Genomic DNA, 21,546 nt, shown 5'->3' on the forward strand with positions numbered 1-21,546 from the left:
AGCTACGCGCTCAAGCTGCCGCAGGAAAGAAAATCGCCCGGCTGGCGTCGCATTCATACATGGCCGAATACCGGTCCGCCGTTCGGGCGAGTTCGATGACTGACTTCAGGATGAGTTCGACCTTTTCGTCCGGCAAAAGGACACTGAAGTTGAGACGGGTGAATCCGGGCTTCTGGATTTCCCGGCCGGCGAGAATATCCTGCCGCATCCGGTCCGATTCCGCCGCGTCGATCGACAGCAGCCTGTGGACATAGGGACCAGCGCAGGCACAGCCGCCACGCGCCTGGATGCCGAACCGATCGCTGAGCATGCGCGTCACCAGTTGCTGGTGAACATAGCCGCCGTGGCCATCTTTCACCTTGAACGAAAATATCGGCAGCTTCGGCGCACCCGGCAATCCCAGAAGTTCAATCTCGTCGATGCCTTGCCAGGCAGCGGTTGCACGCGCCGCAAGTTCGTCGTTTCGGCGCTGCATTGTTTGCAGCCCGATCGCATCCTTGACCAGGAAGGTAAGTGCGGCCCGGATATCGCCGACCACGTTCGGCGTCCCCGCCTCCTCGCGCGCTTCAAGGCTGTTGCTGTAGTCGTGCGCCGCGGGCGACACGAATTTGACCGTGCCGCCGCCGGGCCAGCTCGGCTTGGTGGTCACCACGGCATCGCGGCGTACGATCAGGATGCCGGAGGCTCCCGGGCCACCGATGAACTTGTGCGGCGAGACCACGATAGCATCGATTTCAGCGCCTTCGGCGGGCGACATCGCGATTGGCAGGTAGGGACCGGCGCCCGCATAGTCCCACACCATCTTTGCGCCGGCAGCTTTTACCTTGCGCGTCACGGTCGCGACGTCGGTGACAATGCCGGTTACGTTGGATGCTGCCGAAAATGCGCACACGACACAGTCGAATTCCGATGCGCCGCGCAGCGCGGCATCCAGTTCGTCAAGATCCGGACCGCCGTGCGCGCCCTCGGCGATCTCCACTATCTCGGCGCCACTTTCGCGCCAGGGCAGGATATTCGAATGATGCTCATAGGGGCCGATGATGACGCGCGCCCGCTTGCCCGTGGCTACCGAGGCGTTGACGCCAAGCAAGGTGACGAGACGGTTCAAACCGGCGGTCGCGCCGGACCCGGTAAAGATCACGGCATGCTCATCGCTTGCCCCGCAACAGTCGCCGATGGCCTTGCGCGCCTCGCGCCGCAGCCTCGTGACCACGCCGCCGCAATAGGAAGCCTCGGTGTGGCTGTTTGCATAAAAGGGCAGAACCTCGCGCAGTATGAACTCTTCGACCTGCATCAAGGCGCGGCCGGAGGCGACATAATCGGCGTAGACGAGAGGCTTGTTTCCGAATGGGCCCTCGATCTCCGCATCGTTGCCGATCAGGCCGGAACGCAGATCATCCAATATGCCTGGAACCGCCAAGCGGGCCCTGAAACTCTGGATCAGGGTGAGCTTGGCTGCATTTTCGGGCACGGCCGCGGGCATGGGAGACCTCCATTGATGATCTCAGAATAGCTCCGACGCCGCATTGAAAATGCACCTAAGATTTGCAATCTTGAGCCAGTTTTCGTTCATTTGATAGGCTTCATGGAAAATATCGACGGAATTGATCTCAAATTACTGACATGCCTGCAAAAAGATGGTGGGCTTTCGCAGCGAGACCTCGCCGAGCGGGTCGGCCTGTCTCAAAACGCCTGTTGGCGAAGGCTACAGAAGCTCATGGGCGAAGGCGTGATCAAAGGCACGCACACTCGCATCGACCTTGCAGCGCTCGGCTTCAAACTCACGGTCTTTGTCATGGTTCGCACGCGCCATCATTCGAAGGAGTGGGCCGACAGCTTTCGCAAGCACGTGGAACATTTGCCCGAAGTCACCGATTTCTACCGGATTGGCGGGGACTGGGACTACCTGATCAAGGTCGTAACCCGCGACATGGGCGGCTATGACGGCTTTTATCAAAAGCTCATCACCAATTTCGATCTTGCGACGGTAACCGGCTTCTTCTCCATGGAGGCGATCATTGAAAACCGCGCCGCCGACCTCAACCGCTTGCGGTGAGTTCCTGCCTGTATCGATCCGGCACATAATGATTAAGAACGCCGGCGGATTCCAGACGAACGAGGCCGGAACGATTGTGGATAGCCAGTGGATAACCTGTTCGAGATACAAGATGTTGTAGTGAACGAAACAAGAAAGTCCGCCCAATATCGATTCGTCGCCGATTCGTTCCGGCTTTGGACCGAGTATTAACGCATAGGGCCTGAATCATTCGATATATGGTTAATTTGCATTAGGAAATATTCAGCTTTTTCATGACCTTGCCGGAACAGTGCATAGTCTTGCCAATCTCTTTCGAACGTCTGTGCACAAAAGTTAACCGGGGCCGCAGCACGCGGATGAAACTACACGAGGAAGATTCAGCATTTGGTGCATACAACTCTCCGGTCCGCCATATCTAGCCGTGAACAAATCATGAATTCTATCGAGTCAGCGATTCGTCGCCGATTCGTTCCAGACTCGTTCCACAAGTTAATCTGCATCATGGAAAACGGCTTGAAGCTGCCGCTTTTGCGCTCGCTGTGGAACATTGCGACTTTCCCAGTCGCGCGGAAATGCCTATGTGTCGGCTGGGTCGAGACGACCCTTGCCCGCCTCCTCCCGAAGGGCGCGGCACGCAGGCCAATGAGACTTTCCGAGCCGATGAATATCCAGCCGAAAAATCATGACCCGCTGATCCTGTCCGGGCGCGACGTGACCGCGGTTCTGGGCCCGACCAATACCGGCAAGACGCATCTCGCCATCGAGCGGATGGTGGCGCATGAGAGCGGCGTCATCGGCCTGCCGCTGCGCCTGCTGGCGCGCGAGGTCTATGGACGTCTGTGCGAGAAGGTCGGCGCCAACAAGGTCGCGCTGGTAACCGGGGAAGAGAAGATCCAGCCCGCCGGCGCGCGCTACGTCGTTTGCACCGTCGAGGCTATGCCGCGCGAAACCGACGCGGCTTTCGTGGCCATCGACGAGGTGCAGCTTGCCGGCGATCTCGAACGCGGCCACATCTTCACCGACCGCATTCTTCACCTGCGTGGGCGACAGGAGACGCTGCTGCTCGGCGCCGCCACCATGCACGGCATCCTGCAGAAGCTGCTCAAGGGCGTTTCTGTGGTGACGCGGCCGCGGCTTTCTCATCTTGCCTATGCGGGATCGAAGAAGCTTACCCGCCTGCCGCGCCGCTCGGCCATCGTCGCCTTCTCTGCCGATGAGGTCTATGCCATCGCCGAACTGATCCGCCGCCAGCAGGGCGGCGCTGCCGTCGTTCTGGGGGCGCTCAGCCCGCGCACCCGCAACGCCCAAGTGGCGCTCTACCAATCCGGCGACGTCGACTACCTCGTCGCCACCGACGCCATCGGCATGGGTCTCAACCTCGACGTCGATCACGTTGCCTTCGCCCAGAACCGAAAGTTCGACGGTTACCAGTTCCGCCAGCTCACCGCTGCTGAACTCGGCCAGATTGCCGGGCGCGCCGGCCGCCACCTGCGCGACGGCACTTTCGGCGTCACAGGTCAGGTCGATCCCTTCGAGGACGATCTGATCCAGAAGATCGAGAGCCATGATTTCGAACCGGTGAAGGTGCTTCAGTGGCGCACCCCGAATTTCGACTATGCGAGCCTTGAGGCGTTGAAGCGCTCGATCGAAACCAACGCGCCGGCGGAGGGACTTACGCGGGCATTGCCGGCGGTCGATGCTCAGGCGCTCGAGCATCTTTCACGCGACGAGGCAATCCGGGCGCTGGCCAGCGGGCGCGAGCGGGTTGCATTGTTGTGGGAAGCCTGTGCCCTGCCGGACTACCGCCGCATCGCGCCGGCCCAGCATGCCGACCTCATTGCCTCGATCTATATGGACCTGGTCAAGCGTGGCCATGTCGATGAAAACTACATGGCCGAACAGGTCCGCCGCGCCGACACCACGGACGGCGACATCGACACGCTATCGCACCGCATCGCTCAGATTCGCACCTGGACGTTTGTCTCCAACCGACCCGGTTGGCTTGCCGATCAGGCACACTGGCAAGAAAAGACACGCGAAATCGAGGACAGATTGTCGGATGCGCTGCATGAGCGGTTGACGAAACGCTTCGTAGACCGCAGGACTTCCGTCCTCATGCGCCGCCTTAGAGAAAACACGATGTCTGAAGCCGAAATAAGCCCCACCGGAACGGTCCTCGTCGAGGGGCACCATGTCGGTGAATTGCAAGGGTTCCGCTTTACCGCCGACCAGAGCGCTGGCGGCGAGGATGCCAAGGCTGTGCGCCAGGCGGCGCAAAAGGCGCTGGCCGCTGAATTCGAGGCGCGCGCCGAGCGCTTTGCCGCGTCTGGCAACAACGACATCGCGCTGGGTTCGGACGGAACGCTGCGCTGGATAGGCGCTCCCGTCGGCACGCTGGTCGCCGGTGAAGACGCGCTCAAGCCACGCGTGGTGCTTCTCGCCGACGAACAACTGACCGGCCCCGCGCGCGACAAGGTCGCGGCGCGCGCCGAACGCTTCGTCAGCTTCCAGGTGGAAAGTCTGTTGAAGCCGCTCATCGACCTGAAGGCTGCCGAGCAGATTTCGGGCATCGCCCGTGGAATCGCGTTCCAGCTTGTCGAGCACTTCGGCATGATCAATCGTCGCGATATTGCCGAGGACATGCGTTCGCTCGACCAGGAAGGCCGCGCTGCGCTGCGCCGGCTGGGCGTTCGCTTTGGTGCCTACCATGTCTTTGTACCGGCTCTCGTCAAACCGGCGCCGGCGGGGTTGGTCACCTTGTTGTGGGCGCTGAAGAATGACGGCAAGGACAAGCCGGGCTTTGGCGACGTGGTCAACGCACTTGCCACTGGCCGCACCTCGGTGGTGGTCGATGCATCCTTCGACAAGACGTTTTACAGGCTCGCCGGCTATCGCAATCTTGGCCGCCGTGCCGTCCGCGTCGATATTCTCGAGCGCCTGGCCGATCTGATCCGCCCAACCACCAACTGGAAACCCGGCCTCGGCCAGCGCCCGGATGGTGCGTATGACGGCAACGCCTTCATGGTGACGCCGCCGATGATGTCGATCCTCGGTGCCACCGCCGAAGACATGGAAGAGATTCTGAAAGGGTTGGGCTATCGGGCCGAGCCCAAGCCCGCCGCTGAGATAAAGGCGAAGCTGGAAGCTGAAGACGAGGCAGCACGGCGCGCTGCTGAGGCCAAAGCCGCGGCGGCCAACGTCGAAGCTGAAGGCGAGGTCGCAACGGCATCTGCTGAAACCAGCGCTACTTCCTCTGAAGTTGCCGAGGATGGGGTTGCTTTGGAGCAGGCAACCGCACCCGAGCCTGACAACGAATCTGAGACTGCCGACGAAACGGCAGTCCATCCTGAGGTCGAGCAGCCTGTCGCTGAAGTCGAGGCGCCGGCCGATGTCGCGATGCCGGTGGCTGAAGCAGCGTCAGCGGGCGAGGCGGCAAACGCTACCGATGCGGAAGAGGCAAAGCCGATCCTGCTATGGCGGCAGGCGCGCTTCGAGAGACATCGCGGTGGGCAGCGGCAGGATCAGCGCCAGCGCGGTGGTCCTCAGGGACGACATCAGAAAGTCGCCGGTGCAGAAGCCGGACCGGAAAATCAAACCGAGGGCAAGGGCGGCGGTGGCGAACGACGCCGCTTTGACCGCGACCGCTTCAAGAACGGCAAGCCTCAAGGGGAAGGCCGACCGGATCACCGGAGCGGCAAACCGCAGGGCCAGCGCCAGGAAAGGCGCGACGGGCAGCCCGATTGGAAAGCGGGCAAGAGCGGCGGCAAACCGCACTTTCAATCCAAGCCGCGCGAGGAGAGGCCGGTTCGCATCGATCCGGATTCGCCCTTTGCCAAGCTTGCCGCGCTGCGGGACCAGTTGAAGAAGTAGCGGGGCCGAATGCGAGATCGTGACGGTTCGAACTGATCGATGGTCGTCGAAGGTCGCCAGCGCATCGACAAATGGCTTTTCTTTGCGCGAGCGGTGAAATCGCGCACGCTGGCGGCGAAGCTGGTGCTTGGCGGGCGCGTCCGCATCAATCGCGACAAAGCGGCGCAGGCCTCCGACACTGTAAGGCCCGGCGATGTGCTGACCTTGACGCTCGACCGCAGAATCCTGGTCTGGAAGGTGCTCGATACCGGTTCGCGGCGCGGTCCGGCGGAGGAAGCGCGCAAACTCTACGAAGACCTGTCGCCGCCGCCTGCGCCATCGGAAGGCGTTCCGGGCGCTCTGCAACCGCTTCGCGAGACCGGCAGCGGTCGACCGACCAAGAAGGAACGTCGCCAAACCGACAGGCTTCATGGCAAGGATTGAATATCCTGCCACCGCCACATCAGCGTTGGTTTCATTTCATTCTGAGCCAAAATCAGCACCGTAGCTGGCCTTGCAAGCAGCCGGCAAAGGCGTTACCTCACCCTCGGAAGATCCGCCTGATCGCAGGCAAACGCGGGCATTCCCGGAGCCGCCGATGACTTATGTCGTGACCGACAACTGCATTAAATGCAAGTACATGGACTGCGTCGAAGTTTGCCCGGTGGACTGCTTCTACGAAGGCGAAAACATGCTCGTCATTCATCCGGACGAGTGTATCGACTGCGGCGTATGCGAACCCGAGTGCCCCGCTGACGCGATCAAGCCCGACACTGAGCCCGGTCTCGACAACTGGCTCCAGCTCAACGCGGAATATGCGGACAAGTGGCCCAACATTTCGGCCAAGAAGGACGCTCCTGCCGACGCCAAGGAGTTTGACGGCGAGACTGGCAAATTCGAGAAGTACTTTTCGTCTGAGCCAGGCGAAGGCAATTAGGCTTTGGACACATTGCCGCGTTTTAAAAAGTTGGTTTGACGCACCTTGTGCAGTTGCGATAGCTGCCTGTTGCCGTTAGCGTGTGCAGCAAATTCTTGATTCTTCCGACTTTTTGTGTTATCTATCCAGCAACATGCCGGTGACACAACGTCGATTGATGGCGCAAACGCCCCAAATCACTGAAAGGTGAATCTAACAATCCGGACCAGAGCAATCTGGACGATAGGGTCGCTTTGGCTTGGTCCAAGAGCCCTTCCCTTTCCGGTAGTTCACCTGTTGCGCGGCTATGCCGGTTCTTCCGGCCAAACATGTTCGGCCGGCTTGTTGCCGGCCACAACAAGGAGTCTAGGGCGTAATGGCAACCAGCATCCCGCAGAAGAAGTCTGCCCCCGCGCGTCACGGTTTCAAGACCGGAGAGTTCATCGTTTATCCTGCGCACGGCGTTGGCCAGATCGTATCGATCGACGAGCAGGAAGTGGCGGGACACAAACTGGAATTGTTCGTAATCGATTTCCAGAAGGACAAGATGCGGCTCAAGGTGCCGGTCGCCAAGGCGACCTCCATTGGCATGCGCAAGCTCTCAGAGACCGATTACGTCGAGCGCGCATTGAAGGTCGTTCAGGGTCGGGCACGCGTCAAGCGCACCATGTGGTCGCGCCGCGCGCAGGAATACGATGCCAAGATCAATTCGGGCGACTTGATTTCGATCTCGGAAGTGGTGCGCGATCTTTACCGCGCCGACAATCAGCCGGAACAGTCCTACTCCGAACGCCAGCTTTATGAAGCAGCGCTCGATCGCATGGCGCGCGAGATTGCTGCGGTCAATCGCATGTCGGAAACCGAAGCGGTTCGCCTCATTGAGGTAAACCTTAACAAGGGTCCGAAGCGCGGCGCCAAGGCCGACAACGAGGAAACCGAGCAGGAAGAAGCTGCCTGATCGAACCGCTCCAACAGTTATAGAAAAACCCGGCCCATGTGGCCGGGTTTTTTGTTTCTGATCGATGAGTGGCTGGCAAAACGGCTCAGCCTGCACATGAGGTGAGGCGGGACAAGAGTGCGCACCGTGTTTGCGTGGCGTTCTGGCAGGCAGGTCGCCAAGCTATTTCCATGCGAAATTCGATCTTTCCGCGACCAAGATGGCCAGCTTCTTCGAGAAAGCTATGCCTTTTCGGAGGGATCGTGCGTTCGATAGATGTTATAAGTGCAGGCGCAGTTGAACGGTTGAATGCAATGGGAGTTCAGGGGTTGGGCACATGAACAAGGTCTCCCTTGAGCATCAGGGAATGGCGCTGGAGCCTTCGGCGGCGGGCGCCGTTCTTACGATCGATCTTGAGGCCGTCCGCGAGAACTATCGCCGCCTGAGGGCAAAAGCCGGTGCGGCGCGCTGTGCCGGCGTGGTCAAGGCTGACGGCTATGGTCTTGGTGCTGTGCCGGTTGCGCTGGCGTTGTTGGCAGAAGGCTGCGACACGTTCTTCGTGGCGCATGTCGGCGAAGGTATTTCATTGCGCGAGGTAATCGGCCCGAAGCCAACAATCTATGTGCTGAACGGCATCCCGCCAGGTGCCGAGCGCGACGCGACCGGGTCAAACCTGCGCGCCGTCATAAACAGTCTCGACCAGCTTTCGGCATGGAGCAAAACTGCACGGGATATAGACCGCAAATTGGCGGCGGCGGTCCAGGTCGATAGCGGCATGTCGCGGCTCGGCATGGCCGCATCCGAGGTCATGGCCGCGACCGCCGATCCGCACGCGTTTGCAAGCATAGAGGTGGCACTGGTCATGAGCCATCTCGCCTGTGCCGACGAGCCCGAGCACCCGGCCAATGAGGCGCAGCGGGCGGAGTTCGACCGCCTGCGCGCCGTGTTGCCGCCTGCACCTGCGTCCTTGGCCAATTCGTCGGGCATTTTCCTCGGCGATGACTTCCACCACCAACTCGCCCGTCCAGGAGCCGCGCTGTACGGCATCAACCCGACGCCCGGACACGACAACCCTATGCTGCCAGTGGTTCGTCTGCAGGCGCAAGTGATACAGACCCGCTCTCTGCCCTCGGGATCGGGTATTGGATACGGGCACACGGTCGTCACGCGCGATACAACGGCCCTGGCAACGATCTCATTGGGCTACGCCGACGGGTGGCGTCGCCGCGCCGCCGCTTCGGCCTATTTTGATGGGGTCCGCCTGCCGTTCATCGGGCGCGTTTCGATGGACTCCATCATCCTTGATATTTCCGATCTTCCCGAAGGACGGCTGCGACCCGGCGATATGGTTGAAATGATCGGGCCATCGCAAACGCTTGACGAGGTGGCGGGGTTTTCGGGCACCATTGCCTACGAAGTTTTGACCAGTCTCGGCCATCGTTTCCATCGTCGCTACATTGGCGGCGCATGAGCGGTTTCGACGCGCTTGACAACCAGCCTCTTTCCGGCAAGGCTTGCAAGATGAGCAATCTTGCCCACATACCGACCTGTTTCAGGGTGTGTCCGATCGCGGGAGCGTAGCCCCGGCCCGGCCGTATTCGGCTGCGCGCAACGGGGCATTTTCAAAAAATTGAGAACCGAAGCGTTTTCGCTCGCTGCGATGCGCTTGTTCAGCACGCAACCGTCGCTTCAAGCTTTTGAAGCAGCGCATGGCATTAGCCGAGACCACATATCCGACAACCATGCGACTGGGCGACCGGCAGTGCGCCCGTAAAACCCGCTCTGCCAATTTCAAAAAAGGTTCAATCACATGCGCGAAGCAACCAGGCATCGTGAGCAACTCGACATCATCGTCAGCGCCGTCGACCATGACCGGCTGAGCAGCCTTGCGCGCTCCGCGCTCGACCGCCTGCCCGACATGGCGGACGAACTGTTGTCGGAAATGGATCGCGCGACCGTCGCCAGCGCCGACGCCATGCCGGCCGGCGTGGTGCGCATGGGCTCCACCGTTACCTTCCGCAATGGCGGCGAGGACACCAGGCGGATCACGCTCGTCTATCCCGGACAGGCCGATATCGCGGAAAACAAGATCTCCATCCTCACCCCGCTCGGTACAGCCTTGATCGGCCTTGCCGCCGGCCAGTCCGTTGTCTGGAAGACGCGCGACGGCAAGGAACGCGTCCTCGACATCGCCGAGGTCGAGCCGCCCTCGCCCGACGCACAGTCGTGACTTCGGGAGAGTGAGATGGCTCATGTAACCTGCCGGCTGACCAGCAAGGACTTCTCCATTCTGGAAGTCATGCTGGAAAGGCGCATAGCATCGGGCGAAGCAATCCTGCCTTTGTTGAAATGCAAGGTGGCCAATGCCAGCGTTGTTCAGGTCGATTTGGTCGAAGCCAACATCGCCACGATCAACAGCCGGGTTATGTTCCGCATCAATGGCGGCAAGGAAGACGTGCGCACGCTGGTGCAGAGCGACGTTCGCGACATGGTTGGGGTCGGGCTCCCGATTACCACCATGCGCGGGCTTGCGTTGCTGGGCCTTGCCGAAGGGCAATCGACGCTGATCGAACGCTCGACCGGCGAAACCGAATTGATCCTGCTCGAAAAGGTGCTCTACCAGCCCGAGGCGGCGCGGCGGCAGTTCGCCCCGAAACGCCACACGGCTACGACGACTGCACCGACCCGCCGTCCGGTGCTGCGGCTGGTCCACAGTGCTCCAGCTAATGTCATACCTCTTGGCGAAAGGACCGAAATCCGGCAGAGAGGGCCATATGATGACGACCCCGGCCCATCCGCGGCCTGACAGGGGACCAAGGAGCATGAAATGAAAGTACTGGTGCTGGGCGGTGGCGTGATTGGCGTCACAACTGCCTATTTTCTGGCCGAAGCCGGTCACGAGGTGACGGTGATCGACCGCCAGCAGGGCCCGGCGCTTGAGACCAGCTTTGCCAATGCGGGCGAAGTTTCGCCCGGCTATTCCTCGCCATGGGCGGGACCTGGCGTTCCGGTCAAGGCGGTCAAATGGCTGCTGATGAAATACGGTCCGCTGGTGGTGCGCCCGGCCCTCGATCCGCATATGTGGTCTTGGCTGATCCGCATGCTGAGGAACTGTACGGAAGCGCGCTATGCCCGTAACAAGGCGCGCATGGTGCCGATTGCCGAGTACAGCCGCGACACGCTGAAGGCGCTGCGTTCCACCACCAATATCGCCTATGACGAGCGCACCAAGGGCACCTTGCAACTGTTCCGCACGCAAAAGCAGCTCGACGGCATCAGCGGCGACGTCGAGATCCTCAAGCAGTACGGCGTGCCGTTCGAAGTTCTCGATCCCGATGGCTGCATTGCCGCCGAACCGGGGCTTGGCGCCGTGCGTGGCAAGTTCGTCGGCGGCCTCAGACTGCCTGGCGACGAAACCGGCGACTGCCAGATGTTCACCACAAGGCTGGCGGAGATCGCCACCGCCGGCGGCGTCAAGTTCGAATTCGGCGTGACGCTCAACGGCATCTCGGTCGAGAATGGCCGCGTCACCGGGATTGCCACCAGCGCCGGCAATCGCACCGCTGACGCCTATGTCATGGCGATGGGCTCCTATTCGCCGATCTGGATGCGCAAGATCGGCCAGTCGATCCCGGTCTATCCGGTCAAGGGCTATTCGATCACCGTACCCATCGTCAAAGCGGACGCGGCACCCATCTCGACCGTCATGGACGAAACCTACAAGGTGGCCATTACCCGGCTTGGCGACCGCATCCGCGTCGGTGGCACAGCTGAAATCTCGGGTTATGACCTGAGGCTGCATGAAGGCCGTCGCAAGACGCTCGAACACTCCGTGTCCGATCTTTTCCCCGGCGCCGGCGACGTCAAGGCGGCGACGTTCTGGACCGGCTTGCGTCCGATGACGCCGGATGGACCGCCGATCATCGGCAAGTCCAAATTCGACAACCTCTTCCTGAACACCGGACACGGAACGCTCGGCTGGACCATGGCCTGCGGTTCGGCCAAGGTGCTTGCCGACATCATGTCCGGTCGTAAGGCGGATATCGACACAAGCGAGCTCGGCCCCAGCCGCTACGCCTGACCTGTTTGAGCATCGGAGCAGCCCGAAGACCGGCATCGACTTTTCGGTCCGATGCTCTCCTCACGCCGGCTGGAAGTTCAGCGCCACGCCATTGATGCAGTAGCGCAATCCCGTCGGCGGCGGGCCGTCCGGGAAGACGTGGCCGAGATGGCTGCCGCAGGTGGCGCAGTGCACCTCGGTGCGGACCATGCCGTAGCTGCGATCGGTCGTGGTCTCGACCGATCCCGGCACCGGGTCGTTGAAGCTCGGCCAGCCGGTCCCGCTCTCGAACTTGAGCGTCGATTCAAACAGCTTGGTATCGCAGCCGGCGCAGGTGAAAGCGCCTGACCGATGCTCGTGCAGCAGCGCGCAGCTGCCGGGCCGCTCGGTGCCATGGTTGCGCATAACCACATATTGTTCGGGGGTGAGGCGGGCGCGCCATTCGGCGTCGGTGCGGGTCACGGGATAGGTGTGGCTTTCCATGTCGGTCTCCTGCCTTCGCGGCTAAAAGTTCCAGCCGTCTCTTCGTGCAAAGATAGGCATTCGTTACGCCGCTGCCCAGCACGTTCAGTGCTTGCGCGACAATTCCCGCGTCGCGGATTCAAGACCTGCAAGCGTGAGCGGAAACATCCGGCTGCCGAAAATGTCGCGCATCAGGCCGATCGAATGCGTATAGGCCCAGTGTTTCTCCGACGTGGGGTTGAGCCAGATCGCATTCGGCCAATGGGCAAGCACCCGGGAGAGCCAGGCGGCACCCGATTCCTCGTTCCAGTGCTCGACCGAACCGCCGGGCTGAACGATCTCATACGGGCTCATAGAGGCGTCGCCGACGAAAACCACCTTGTAGTCGGGACCATATTTGCGGATCAGGTCGAAGGTGGAAATGGTTTCCGCGCGCCGGCGGCGATTGTCCTTCCACACGCCTTCATAGAGGCAATTGTGGAAGTAGAAATATTCGAGCTGGCGAAATTCCGCCCGCGCCGCGGAAAACAGCTCCTCGACGGTCTTGATGTGGTCGTCCATCGAGCCGCCGACATCGAAGAACATCAGGAGCTTGACTGCATTGCGCCGTTCCGGCCGGGTCTTGACGTCGAGATAGCCGTGCTCTGCAGTGGCGTGGATGGTGCCGGAAAGATCGAATTCCTCTTCCGCGCCATCGCGCACCCAGCGGCGCAGCCGCTTCAAAGCCACCTTGATGTTGCGTGTGCCAAGCTCGACGCTGTCGTCGAAATTGCGGAACTCGCGCTTGTCCCACACCTTGACCGCACGACGGTGGCGGCTGCCGTCCTGGCCGATGCGCACGCCCTCCGGATTGTAGCCATAGGCCCCGAAAGGCGAGGTGCCGGCGGTGGCGATCCATTTGGAACCGCCCTGATGGCGCTCCTTCTGTTCCTCAAGCCGCTGCCTTAGCGTTTCCATCAGCTTGTCGAAGCCGCCCATTGCCTCGATCAGCTTCTTCTCATCGTCGGTGAGATGCTTTTCGGCCAGCTTGCGCAGCCATTCTTCCGGAATTTCCGCTACGTCCACCGGCGTTTCGCCGGACAGCGCCTCGATACCCTTGAAGGCATGAGCAAACACCCGATCGAAGCGGTCGATGTGGCGCTCGTCCTTTACCAGCGCCGAGCGGGCGAGATAGTAAAAGCCCTCCACGTCGTAATCGACGAGCCCTGCCTCCAGCCCTTCCAGCAGCGAAAGATATTCCCTCAGCGAAACGGGGACCTTGGCGGCTTTCAACTCGAGGAAGAAGGGAATGAACATTATGGCGTTTTACAGCAGATCGTACTCGATGAAACCCGTCCTTCTTGCCACATGGTCGTAGAGGCGGCGGGCGGTGGCGTTGGTTTCATGCGTCATCCAGTAGACATTGGTGACGCCGGCCTTCGCCGCTTGCTGGCGCACCGCTTCGATGAGCGCCGCACCGACGCCTTTGCCGCGCGCCGTGGAATCGGAGAAAAGGTCCTGCAAATAGCAGTTGTTGACCAGTGACCAGCCGGAGCGATGGTAGAGATAGTGCGTCAAGCCGACGGCCTTGCCATCGAGCAGCGCTATGAAGCCCTTGGGCTCGAACTCGCCCGGCGCGAACAGGCGCTCCCAGGTCTTGGCGTAGACCTCCTCCGGCAGTTTGGTTTCGTAGAAGGTGAGGTAGTCGGTCCATAGCCGACGCCAATCGGCATGATCGGATTGCTCGAGCGGGCGGATGGTGATCTCGGCCATGTCTGTCTGCTCCCTTTTGCAAGCCTTGGAAGTTAGCGAATGGTTGCCTGCATGGCGATGGTGCAGGGGCGTCTTGTGGTTGGGCCGGGGCACTTCTTCCTCGCCACGAGCGCTTTCTTTTCTTCGTCATCCTCGGGCAAACCTGAGCGCAGCGAAAGGCGCGACCCGAGGATCCATGCCGTGAGGATTGAGGATGTGGGGCAGCTCAGAATGGGGAGCCTTCTTTTGCACCTTTTGCGCGCTGCCGTTTGGTCACGGCATGGATCCTAGGGTCTCCGCAACGGCCTTCGGCCTGCTCCGCCCTAGGATGACGAAGAGATGGATATGCTTGTTCATTGCCACGCCCGGCTAAAACCGTCTGGCCATTGTCAAAGAACTGACCTCTGATGAGGTCGGGAGGACGGGCGGCCGTTCGGTCGCTCGTTTAGTAAGTAGTGCGGCCTTGCGGCCGCCCGTCCGGTGGTCTTGCCTCACCGGGGGCAGCACTCACGCCGAAGGCCCCGATCAAGGCCCGGACTTGGGGGCTCATCACCCAGCCGCACACCGTCATGCGACCAATCCGGCACCGACGCCCTTCCCTGATACCCGGTGCGCACCAGGTCTCCCGCAAGGGCGATGGGACTGAGTATGGGGGAGACGGAGAGTGAGTGGATAAGTGGGGCAAATGTTTTTGTGAGAGGCGAGTGGGAACAAGGGGTTGGGCGGAGATTAGCCCGAGTTCGATCCACGTTCAGCGACGTCTGCGCTGCCCCTCACCCTTACCCTCTCCCCGTAAACGGGGAGAGGAAGACGTCAGCGTTTGCGTTCAACCCCATCCGACTTCGCTCCACTCGAAAGATAATTCCGGGATGACGAAACGTAGAGGAAGGCATCGGCCTTGGTGCCATTGCTTACGCCTTCGGTGAGGCGACGGGCAGTGCGCCGGATGAGGCGAGATTGACGTTTCAACCCGCAATGCCTATCTGAGCCCCACAAGGGCGGGAAGCCCCTGCCGTCCGCAGCCTCTCGAGGCCTGGTGAAGCTTCCCTGATCAATTCGTTTCCCTGTCGATGTGACGGCCGAAACGGCAATGCGGACACCCGTTCGAAGACTGCCGTTCACTGATCGCAAGGAGCGAAACCATGACCATTGGTCGAACCACACACGATAATCAAATCAACCACACCATGGATGCCGCGCAGAGCTACAAGGCGGCTGCCAAGCGGTTGCGCGCGGCGCTTGCCGAAGACGGCATCGCTGTCACCCACGCCAAGGCGCTGGAACTGGTGGCGAAGCAGAACGGCGTGCGCGACTGGAACACGCTGGCCGCACAACCCGCCGCCGCCGAACCGAACGGGACGACCCCGTTTGCTGTCGGCGACAAGGTTGCCGGCACCTTCAATGGCCGCGATGCGCGTGGCCGCATCATCGGGCTTGAGGAGACCATCAAGCCGGACTTGTGGCGCGTGACCGTCGCCTTCAACCCGCCGGTCAACGCGGCGACGTCTCAGCTGTTCACCGCTGAAAGGCGGCGCGTGCAGATGGTGGTGGGCGCTGACGGCCGTTCGCGCCGGCTGACCGGCACCGAAACCGGGGTGATGGAACTGAAGCGGGCCTGAGTGCCTGATCCAAAAGTGCCATGCCGGGCTGCAAATGGCTCATTTCTGCGCTTCGGTGCTCATGGACTGAATGTCCACTCCGCTCCGATGCTCGAAATTCGCCACTTTCGCCGCAGCCTGACGCTTTTTGATTCAGACACCAAGGCGGACTGCGCGCTGTTCATGGAGGCGGCCGGCAACGGCCGCCTTTTCTTTGCCGCCGCGTTTGTGTAAAGCGTGGCTCAGCAATTTCCGCAACGAAAACACGGGCACAAGCCATGGACAAGTTCACCAAGCTCACCGGCGTCGCGGCGCCCTTGGCAATCGTCAATGTCGATACCGACATGATCATTCCCAAGGACTATCTGAAGACGATCAAGCGCACCGGGCTTGGCAAGGGCCTGTTCGCCGAAATGCGCTTCAACGAGGACGGTTCGGAAAACCCCGATTTCGTGCTCAACAAGCCGGCCTACCGCAACGCCCAGATCCTCGTTGCCGGCGACAATTTCGGCTGCGGCTCGAGCCGCGAGCATGCGCCGTGGGCGCTGCTCGACTTCGGCATCCGTTGCGTGATCTCGACCTCGTTCGCCGACATTTTTTACAATAACTGCTTCAAGAACGGCATCCTGCCGATCACCGTCAGCGCCGAGGACCTCGACAAGCTGATGGACGACGCTTCGCGCGGCGCCAACGCCACCATCTCGGTCGATCTGGAAGCAAAGGAAATCCGCGGTCCGGACGGCGGCGTGGTCAAGTTCGACCTCGACGACTTCAAGCGCCACTGCCTCTTGAACGGCCTCGACGATATCGGGTTGACCATGGAAAAGGCCGGCTCGATCGCCAGCTTCGAGAAGAAGAACGCTGCATCCCGCCCCTGGGCCTGAGCAATTCCAGGAAAAGTGGAATCCGGTTTTCCGTCCGGAATTGCGCAAAACCAAGAGTTAGTGCGGTTCAGGTACCAATAATCTCGAAGCGGTCGACATCGACCATGCCCTTGTCGGTGATCTTCAGATGCGGGATCACCGGCAGCGCAATGAAGGCGAGTTGCAGGAACGGCTCTTCCAGCGTCGAGCCGAGACCGTAGGCGGCCTGACGCAGCACCCTTAGCTCGTCGCGCACCGTTTCATAGTCGGCAAGGCTCATCAGCCCGGCGATCGGCAAGGCAAGCTCGGCCAGCACCTTGCCGTCGCGTACCACGACGAAGCCGCCTTCGATTTCGCCAAGCCGGTTGGCCGCCGCCGCGATGTCTTCATCCGAGGTGCCGACCACGCAGATGTTGTGGCTGTCATGGCTGACGGTCGAGGCGATTGCGCCATGCTTGAGGCCGAAGCCGTGCACGAAGCCGGTGGCGATGTTGCCGTTCTTGCCGTGGCGCTCGACCACCGCGATCTTGACCACGTCGCGGGCAAGATCGACCTCGACGCCGTGATTGCCGACGGCAAGGTCGAACTCCAGGCTTTCGGTGATGATCTTGCCGGGGATGATGCCGATGGCGCGCGTCTTGCCGCTGTTGGATGAGGCGCGGAAATCGGCGGCGGCGACGCGCCTGGCCTTGACGCTGTGGCGGCCGACCGGCGCGACCGGTTGGCGCTTGGAAAACAGCGCGTCGGAAACAACGCGGCCGCCTGACAGCACCGTCTCGGCGCGGCAGTCCGCCAGCGTGTCGAGGACGACGAGATCGGCCCGCCAGCCCGGCGCGACGAGGCCGCGATCCTTCAGCCCGAAGGCGCGCGCAGCCGAGATCGAGGCGGCGCGGTAGATGGCGAGCGGCTCGACGCCGGCGGCAATCGCGGTGCGGATCATGTGGTCGAGATGGCCGTGGTCGGCGATGTCGAGCGGATTGCGGTCGTCGGTGCAGAGCGCAATGAAGGGCGAGTTGCGCTCGGTGATGATCGGCATCAGCGCGGCAAGGTCCTTCGACACCGAGCCTTCGCGCACGAGGATGTGCATGCCCTTGCGCAGTTTTTCCAGCGCTTCTTCGGCGGTCGTGGTTTCGTGGTCGGTGCGGATTTCGGCGGCGAGATAGCCGTTGAGGTCATAGCCGCGCAAAAGCGGTGCATGGCCGTCGATGTGGCGACCCTGGAAGGCTTCGAGCTTGGCCATGCAGACAGGGTCCTTGGCCAGCACGCCCGGAAAGTTCATGAACTCGGCAAGGCCGATCACCTTGGGGTGCGAGGCGAGCGGGAGAAGGTCATCGACGGTGAGTTCGGCGCCGGAGGTTTCGAGATGCGTCGCCGGCACGCAGCTCGACAGCTGGACGCGGATGTCCATCACCGTTTCGACGACGCTGTCGAGGAAGAAGCGGATGCCCTGGAGGCCCAGCACATTGGCGATTTCGTGCGGATCGCAGATCGCGGTGGTGACGCCGCGCGGCAGCACGCAGCGGTCGAACTCATGCGGCGTGACCAGCGAGGATTCGATGTGGAGATGCGTGTCGATGAAGCCAGGCACGACGATCCGGCCGGAAATGTCGATTTCCTTTGCGCCGCTATAGCTGCCGCAGGTGCCGACGATGCGCTCGCCGCAAATGGCGATGTCGCTTTCGACCAGTTCGCCGGTGACCAGATCGAAGAAACGCCCGTTCTTGAGCACGAGGTCGGCAGGCTCGCGCCCGACGCCCTGGTCGATCATCCGTTCCAGCAAACTGCTCATGCCTGTCCTGCTCCGTCGAAGGCGCGCGCCAGATTGCGCCCTTCCGTCATTGCCGCAATCCATACCAGAACAGGGGCCGTTGCAAGCCACCAGCGGTGACAGATCGATGACTTCGCGGAAGCTTCGTTGCACGGTGGACTTGCGCCGTGGCCTTGCCTAACTTGCCGCGACGCTTGAGACGGAAACGCCGCAACGGGAGAGCTCGCCATGAAATTCTGGAGAACGACGATTGCCGCAACAGCGATTGCGGTGATGGCCTGTGGCAGCGCGCTGGCGCAGGAAGAAAAACCCGCGCCGGTGCCGTTTGCCGGCGGGACGCTGACGATCACCCAGACGGAAGAGTACGGAGAAAAGACGCTGTCCTTCGACGGCAAGGAATTGGCCAAGGCCTACTTTGTTTATTTCAACGGCATCGTGAAGGTCGGCGGCACCGATGTCGCGCTGTTCGACACCGGCGATGGCGGCAATGCCTGCGGCCCGGCCAAGGTTATGGTGTGGAAGCCGGAAGGGCAGGATGTCCAGCGGGCCAGCATCGGCGAGGACGATTGCGGCGCACCGCCTGCCGGCGTCAGCGACGAGGCGATCTATTTCGTGCCGTGGCTGCTGCCGGGCGCTTCGGGCGATTTGAAGAAATGGTCGCCGCAGACCGGCTTCGCGCTGGCTGGAAAGCTGAGCTACACGCCCGATCCGGGCACCGGCTGGGGCGACGTCGATCCGGCCAAGTTCGACAACATCATCGACGCCTTCCACAACGAGGCGGTTTACGGCGAGGCGAAGAAACTGCTCGGCGACGGCCTGACAGAGATGGCGACCAGCCTGCTGGTTGGCGGCGGCACCGAAAAGACGAAATCCGGCATCGCCTACGCGCGCGGCTGCATCCCCCATGCCTGCGGTGGCGGCGACGGCTTCATGGCGATCGATACCAAGGGCAAGAAACTCTATTTTGCCCGCCAGAGCGACAAGGCCCAGCCGGACGCATGGCCGGCGCTGAAGACATGGCCCGGCGAATTGCGCGAAGCGATGAAGACGGCGCTCGCGCCGCCGCAATAGGCCGCGGGCAACCACTGCTTGAAGAGGAACACGTCATGCGCAAACTGATTACCACCGGCTCGCCGTTCGAAAAGACAGCCGGCTATTCGCGCGCCGTGGTGCAGGGCGACTGGTGCTTCGTCTCCGGCACGACCGGCTACGACTACGCCACCATGACGATGCCCGAGACGGTCGAGGAGCAGACGCGCAACTGCCTCGAGACGATCGTCAAGGCGTTGGCGGAGGGCGGCTTCGAACTCGCGGATGTGGTGCGGGCGCATTACTACATCACCGATGCGGCCTATGTGGACCGCGTCTTTCCGATCCTCGGCGCATATTTCGGCGACATAAGGCCGGCTGCAACCATGATCACCTGCGGCCTCAACACGCCGGAAATGAAGATCGAGATCGAGGTAACGGCGCTGAGGCGCACAGCGAGCGGCAAGACCTAAGCAGGGCCTTGAAGGAGGGATCGTGACACATCACGAAATCATGCAGCGCACGATCGATCTCAGCAGGGAAAGAATGCGCCAAGAAAACGCGGCGGCTTTCGCGGCTGTTATCGTCAGGAACGGCGAGATCGTCGGCGAAGGCTGGAACCGGGCGCTTCAGGATTTCGACCCGACCGCCCATGGCGAAGTCATGGCCATTCGCGACGCCTGCCGCAAGCTCGAAAGCCTCGACCTGTCCGATTGCGAACTCTACACCAGCTGCGAACCCTGCCCGTTATGCGTGTCGGCCATGTACTACGCCGGCATCAAGCGCATGTTCTATGCCGCCTCGCTGGAGCAGTCAGCGCAAATCGCGCCCTATCCGGACAGCCGCTTCCTGTGCGAGGAGTTGAACCGGCCGGTTCGCGAGCGCGCAATGCCGGCGACACAATTGATGGCGGAAGAAGCCGTGGCCGTCCTCACCGAATGGCGCGACCGTCCCGAGTTCCTTTTGCACTTTCCGCATCATCAAGACCGGACCGATTGACCCCCCTGGCGGTTCGCCAATCCTCGCGCGTCGCTGAACGGCTTCCCCTTGCGCAAGGCCAGCTTGGCGTTTAGCAAGGCCCCGGTTCAGTGACTTCTGTTCAAGCAACTTTCGGGACGGTTCTCCATGACTTCGAAAAATCTCTTCCTGCTTGCCGGTGACGGCATTGGCCCCGAGGCGATGGCCGAGGTCAAGAAACTGATCGCGGCGATGAACGCCAAGCTGGGCAGCGGCTTTGCCACCGACGAGGGCCTTGTCGGCGGCTCGGCCTATGACGCGCATGGCCAGGCAATCTCCGATGCCGACATGGCCAAGGCGCTGGCAGCCGACGCCGTGTTGTTCGGCGCCGTCGGCGGACCGAAATGGGATGGCGTGCCTTACGAGGTTCGCCCCGAGGCCGGCCTCCTGCGACTTCGCAAGGACCTCGAGCTGTTCGCTAACCTGCGCCCGGCCATCTGCTATCCCGCGCTCGCCGCCTCTTCCTCGCTGAAGCAGGACGTGGTCGAAGGCCTCGATATCCTGATCGTGCGCGAGCTGACCGGCGGCGTCTATTTCGGCGAGCCGAAGCAGATCATCGATCTCGGCAACGGCCAGAAGCGCGCCATCGACACGCAGGTCTACGACACCTTCGAGATCGAGCGCATTTCAGGCGTCGCCTTCGAGCTGGCGCGCACCCGCGCCAACAAGGTCTGCTCGATGGAAAAGAACAACGTCATGAAGTCGGGCGTGCTGTGGAAGGAAGTGGTCGCCCAGACGCACAAGGCGAAATATGCCGACGTCCAGCTCTCGCACATGCTGGCGGATGCCGGCGGCATGCAGCTCGTGCGGTGGCCAAAGCAGTTCGACGTCATCGTCACCGACAACCTGTTCGGCGACATGCTTTCGGACGTGGCGGCGATGCTGACCGGTTCGCTGGGCATGCTGCCTTCCGCTTCGCTGGGCGCCCCTGACGCTAAGACCGGCAAGCGCAAGGCGCTCTACGAACCGGTGCATGGCTCCGCGCCGGACATCGCCGGCAAGGGCATCGCCAACCCGATCGCCATGATCGCGTCTTTTGCCATGTGCCTGCGCTATTCCTTCAATATGGTGGCCGAGGCAGACCGCCTTGAGGCGGCCATCGCAGCCGTGCTCGACGATGGCCTGCGCACCGGCGACATCATGTCCGAAGGCATGACCGAGGTCGGCACGACCGCGATGGGTGACGCCATCATCGCGAAGTTTTTCGCCTAACATCCATCGAGCTGATAGATGCGCAAACGCCGGCTGCCATGGCAGCCGGCGTTGTCGTTTGAGCGG

At 61.7% G+C, this 21,546-nt stretch carries 21 protein-coding genes; 16 read left to right on the forward strand and 5 right to left on the reverse strand.

All coding sequences use genetic code 11. The annotated features are described in order from the left end of the window. Positions 1 to 10: 10 nt before the first annotated feature. Positions 11 to 1,483 (reverse strand): aminotransferase class V-fold PLP-dependent enzyme, encoded by a 1,473-nt coding sequence (locus ACODTY_RS00075; protein ID WP_488992259.1) that lies wholly within the window; start codon positions 1,481 to 1,483, stop codon positions 11 to 13. Positions 1,484 to 1,585: 102 nt separating this feature from the next. On the opposite strand from ACODTY_RS00075, the gene ACODTY_RS00080 reads away from it, so the two are divergent. The 9 genes from ACODTY_RS00080 to ACODTY_RS00120 all read left to right on the forward strand — a co-directional run bounded on the left by ACODTY_RS00080 (position 1,586) and on the right by ACODTY_RS00120 (position 11,821). After that, a complete protein-coding gene (locus ACODTY_RS00080; RefSeq protein ID WP_488992260.1) occupies positions 1,586 to 2,056 on the forward strand; it encodes an Lrp/AsnC family transcriptional regulator in 471 nt (156 codons plus the stop codon). Positions 2,057 to 2,698: 642 nt separating this feature from the next. Continuing rightward, positions 2,699 to 5,908: a helicase-related protein gene (locus ACODTY_RS00085; RefSeq protein WP_488992624.1), complete on the forward strand. Its 3,210-nt coding sequence runs from the start codon at positions 2,699 to 2,701 to the stop codon at positions 5,906 to 5,908. A gap of 39 nt (positions 5,909 to 5,947) precedes the next feature. Beyond that, on the forward strand, positions 5,948 to 6,331 hold the full coding sequence (locus tag ACODTY_RS00090; RefSeq protein WP_488992261.1) for an RNA-binding S4 domain-containing protein: 384 nt from the start codon (positions 5,948 to 5,950) through the stop codon (positions 6,329 to 6,331). Between the two features lie 154 nt (positions 6,332 to 6,485). Further along, entirely contained in the window at positions 6,486 to 6,824 is a 339-nt protein-coding gene (gene fdxA / locus ACODTY_RS00095; RefSeq protein WP_488992262.1) for a ferredoxin FdxA, read from the forward strand. A 355-nt stretch (positions 6,825 to 7,179) separates the two neighbouring features. Next, complete coding sequence (locus tag ACODTY_RS00100; RefSeq protein WP_488992263.1) at positions 7,180 to 7,761, forward strand: CarD family transcriptional regulator; 582 nt, start codon at positions 7,180 to 7,182, stop codon at positions 7,759 to 7,761. A 316-nt stretch (positions 7,762 to 8,077) separates the two neighbouring features. Further along, positions 8,078 to 9,211 (forward strand): alanine racemase, encoded by a 1,134-nt coding sequence (gene alr, locus ACODTY_RS00105; protein ID WP_488992264.1) that lies wholly within the window; start codon positions 8,078 to 8,080, stop codon positions 9,209 to 9,211. Positions 9,212 to 9,550: 339 nt separating this feature from the next. Continuing rightward, positions 9,551 to 9,970 (forward strand): nucleoside diphosphate kinase regulator, encoded by a 420-nt coding sequence (rnk, locus tag ACODTY_RS00110; protein WP_488992265.1) that lies wholly within the window; start codon positions 9,551 to 9,553, stop codon positions 9,968 to 9,970. A 15-nt stretch (positions 9,971 to 9,985) separates the two neighbouring features. Beyond that, a complete protein-coding gene (locus tag ACODTY_RS00115) occupies positions 9,986 to 10,546 on the forward strand; it encodes a GreA/GreB family elongation factor (protein WP_488992266.1) in 561 nt (186 codons plus the stop codon). 21 nt (positions 10,547 to 10,567) lie between these two features. Next, complete coding sequence (locus ACODTY_RS00120) at positions 10,568 to 11,821, forward strand: D-amino acid dehydrogenase (protein WP_488992267.1); 1,254 nt, start codon at positions 10,568 to 10,570, stop codon at positions 11,819 to 11,821. 60 nt (positions 11,822 to 11,881) lie between these two features. On the opposite strand, the gene msrB is transcribed toward ACODTY_RS00120, so the two are convergent. The 3 genes from msrB to ACODTY_RS00135 form a co-directional block, all read right to left on the reverse strand. Continuing rightward, entirely contained in the window at positions 11,882 to 12,283 is a 402-nt protein-coding gene (gene msrB, locus ACODTY_RS00125) for a peptide-methionine (R)-S-oxide reductase MsrB (RefSeq protein ID WP_488992268.1), read from the reverse strand. Positions 12,284 to 12,367: 84 nt separating this feature from the next. Beyond that, entirely contained in the window at positions 12,368 to 13,558 is a 1,191-nt protein-coding gene (locus ACODTY_RS00130; RefSeq protein ID WP_488992269.1) for a vWA domain-containing protein, read from the reverse strand. A 9-nt stretch (positions 13,559 to 13,567) separates the two neighbouring features. Further along, positions 13,568 to 14,014: a GNAT family N-acetyltransferase gene (locus ACODTY_RS00135; protein WP_488992270.1), complete on the reverse strand. Its 447-nt coding sequence runs from the start codon at positions 14,012 to 14,014 to the stop codon at positions 13,568 to 13,570. Positions 14,015 to 15,135: 1,121 nt separating this feature from the next. Here ACODTY_RS00135 and ACODTY_RS00140 point away from each other — a divergent pair. The 3 genes from ACODTY_RS00140 (at position 15,136) to leuD (ending at position 16,475) form a co-directional block, all read left to right on the forward strand. Further along, the gene (locus ACODTY_RS00140; protein ID WP_488992271.1) at positions 15,136 to 15,612 is read left to right on the forward strand and encodes a glyoxalase superfamily protein; all 477 of its coding nucleotides are present in this window, start codon (positions 15,136 to 15,138) and stop codon (positions 15,610 to 15,612) included. 87 nt (positions 15,613 to 15,699) lie between these two features. Beyond that, a complete protein-coding gene (locus ACODTY_RS00145; RefSeq protein WP_488992272.1) occupies positions 15,700 to 15,825 on the forward strand; it encodes a hypothetical protein in 126 nt (41 codons plus the stop codon). Positions 15,826 to 15,869: 44 nt separating this feature from the next. Beyond that, positions 15,870 to 16,475, forward strand: coding sequence for a 3-isopropylmalate dehydratase small subunit (gene leuD / locus ACODTY_RS00150; protein WP_488992273.1), 606 nt, complete (start codon positions 15,870 to 15,872; stop codon positions 16,473 to 16,475). Positions 16,476 to 16,542: 67 nt separating this feature from the next. Here leuD and ade read toward each other — a convergent pair whose 3' ends face one another. Next, positions 16,543 to 18,243 (reverse strand): adenine deaminase, encoded by a 1,701-nt coding sequence (gene ade, locus ACODTY_RS00155; protein ID WP_488992274.1) that lies wholly within the window; start codon positions 18,241 to 18,243, stop codon positions 16,543 to 16,545. A 207-nt stretch (positions 18,244 to 18,450) separates the two neighbouring features. Between ade and ACODTY_RS00160 the strand changes: the two genes are divergently transcribed. From ACODTY_RS00160 to leuB, 4 genes are all read left to right on the forward strand, one after another. Continuing rightward, entirely contained in the window at positions 18,451 to 19,293 is an 843-nt protein-coding gene (locus ACODTY_RS00160) for an Ivy family c-type lysozyme inhibitor (RefSeq protein ID WP_488992275.1), read from the forward strand. A 35-nt stretch (positions 19,294 to 19,328) separates the two neighbouring features. Continuing rightward, entirely contained in the window at positions 19,329 to 19,724 is a 396-nt protein-coding gene (locus ACODTY_RS00165; protein WP_488992276.1) for a RidA family protein, read from the forward strand. Between the two features lie 22 nt (positions 19,725 to 19,746). Further along, positions 19,747 to 20,250 (forward strand): nucleoside deaminase, encoded by a 504-nt coding sequence (locus tag ACODTY_RS00170; RefSeq protein ID WP_488992277.1) that lies wholly within the window; start codon positions 19,747 to 19,749, stop codon positions 20,248 to 20,250. Between the two features lie 126 nt (positions 20,251 to 20,376). Then, on the forward strand, positions 20,377 to 21,480 hold the full coding sequence (gene leuB / locus ACODTY_RS00175) for a 3-isopropylmalate dehydrogenase (protein WP_488992278.1): 1,104 nt from the start codon (positions 20,377 to 20,379) through the stop codon (positions 21,478 to 21,480). Positions 21,481 to 21,546: the final 66 nt, after the last annotated feature.

The sequence above is a fragment of the Mesorhizobium sp. FG116 genome (assembly GCF_057809835.1).

Bases quoted from the DNA above. Each gene is read 5' to 3' on its own strand.
- ACODTY_RS00075 (WP_488992259.1), bottom strand. From the start codon at position 1,483: ATGCCCGCGGCCGTGCCCGAAAATGCAGCCAAGCTCACCCTGATCCAG.
- alr (WP_488992264.1), top strand. From the start codon at position 8,078: ATGAACAAGGTCTCCCTTGAGCATCAGGGAATGGCGCTGGAGCCTTCG.
- ACODTY_RS00135 (WP_488992270.1), bottom strand. From the start codon at position 14,014: ATGGCCGAGATCACCATCCGCCCGCTCGAGCAATCCGATCATGCCGAT.
- ACODTY_RS00165 (WP_488992276.1), top strand. From the start codon at position 19,329: ATGCGCAAACTGATTACCACCGGCTCGCCGTTCGAAAAGACAGCCGGC.
- ACODTY_RS00130 (WP_488992269.1), bottom strand. From the start codon at position 13,558: ATGTTCATTCCCTTCTTCCTCGAGTTGAAAGCCGCCAAGGTCCCCGTT.
- ade (WP_488992274.1), bottom strand. From the start codon at position 18,243: ATGAGCAGTTTGCTGGAACGGATGATCGACCAGGGCGTCGGGCGCGAG.
- ACODTY_RS00145 (WP_488992272.1), top strand. From the start codon at position 15,700: ATGCTCGAAATTCGCCACTTTCGCCGCAGCCTGACGCTTTTTGATTCA.
- ACODTY_RS00080 (WP_488992260.1), top strand. From the start codon at position 1,586: ATGGAAAATATCGACGGAATTGATCTCAAATTACTGACATGCCTGCAA.
- ACODTY_RS00120 (WP_488992267.1), top strand. From the start codon at position 10,568: ATGAAAGTACTGGTGCTGGGCGGTGGCGTGATTGGCGTCACAACTGCC.
- ACODTY_RS00090 (WP_488992261.1), top strand. From the start codon at position 5,948: ATGGTCGTCGAAGGTCGCCAGCGCATCGACAAATGGCTTTTCTTTGCG.
- ACODTY_RS00100 (WP_488992263.1), top strand. From the start codon at position 7,180: ATGGCAACCAGCATCCCGCAGAAGAAGTCTGCCCCCGCGCGTCACGGT.
- ACODTY_RS00140 (WP_488992271.1), top strand. From the start codon at position 15,136: ATGACCATTGGTCGAACCACACACGATAATCAAATCAACCACACCATG.
- leuB (WP_488992278.1), top strand. From the start codon at position 20,377: ATGACTTCGAAAAATCTCTTCCTGCTTGCCGGTGACGGCATTGGCCCC.
- ACODTY_RS00160 (WP_488992275.1), top strand. From the start codon at position 18,451: ATGAAATTCTGGAGAACGACGATTGCCGCAACAGCGATTGCGGTGATG.
- leuD (WP_488992273.1), top strand. From the start codon at position 15,870: ATGGACAAGTTCACCAAGCTCACCGGCGTCGCGGCGCCCTTGGCAATC.
- ACODTY_RS00085 (WP_488992624.1), top strand. From the start codon at position 2,699: ATGAATATCCAGCCGAAAAATCATGACCCGCTGATCCTGTCCGGGCGC.
- msrB (WP_488992268.1), bottom strand. From the start codon at position 12,283: ATGGAAAGCCACACCTATCCCGTGACCCGCACCGACGCCGAATGGCGC.
- rnk (WP_488992265.1), top strand. From the start codon at position 9,551: ATGCGCGAAGCAACCAGGCATCGTGAGCAACTCGACATCATCGTCAGC.
- ACODTY_RS00115 (WP_488992266.1), top strand. From the start codon at position 9,986: ATGGCTCATGTAACCTGCCGGCTGACCAGCAAGGACTTCTCCATTCTG.
- fdxA (WP_488992262.1), top strand. From the start codon at position 6,486: ATGACTTATGTCGTGACCGACAACTGCATTAAATGCAAGTACATGGAC.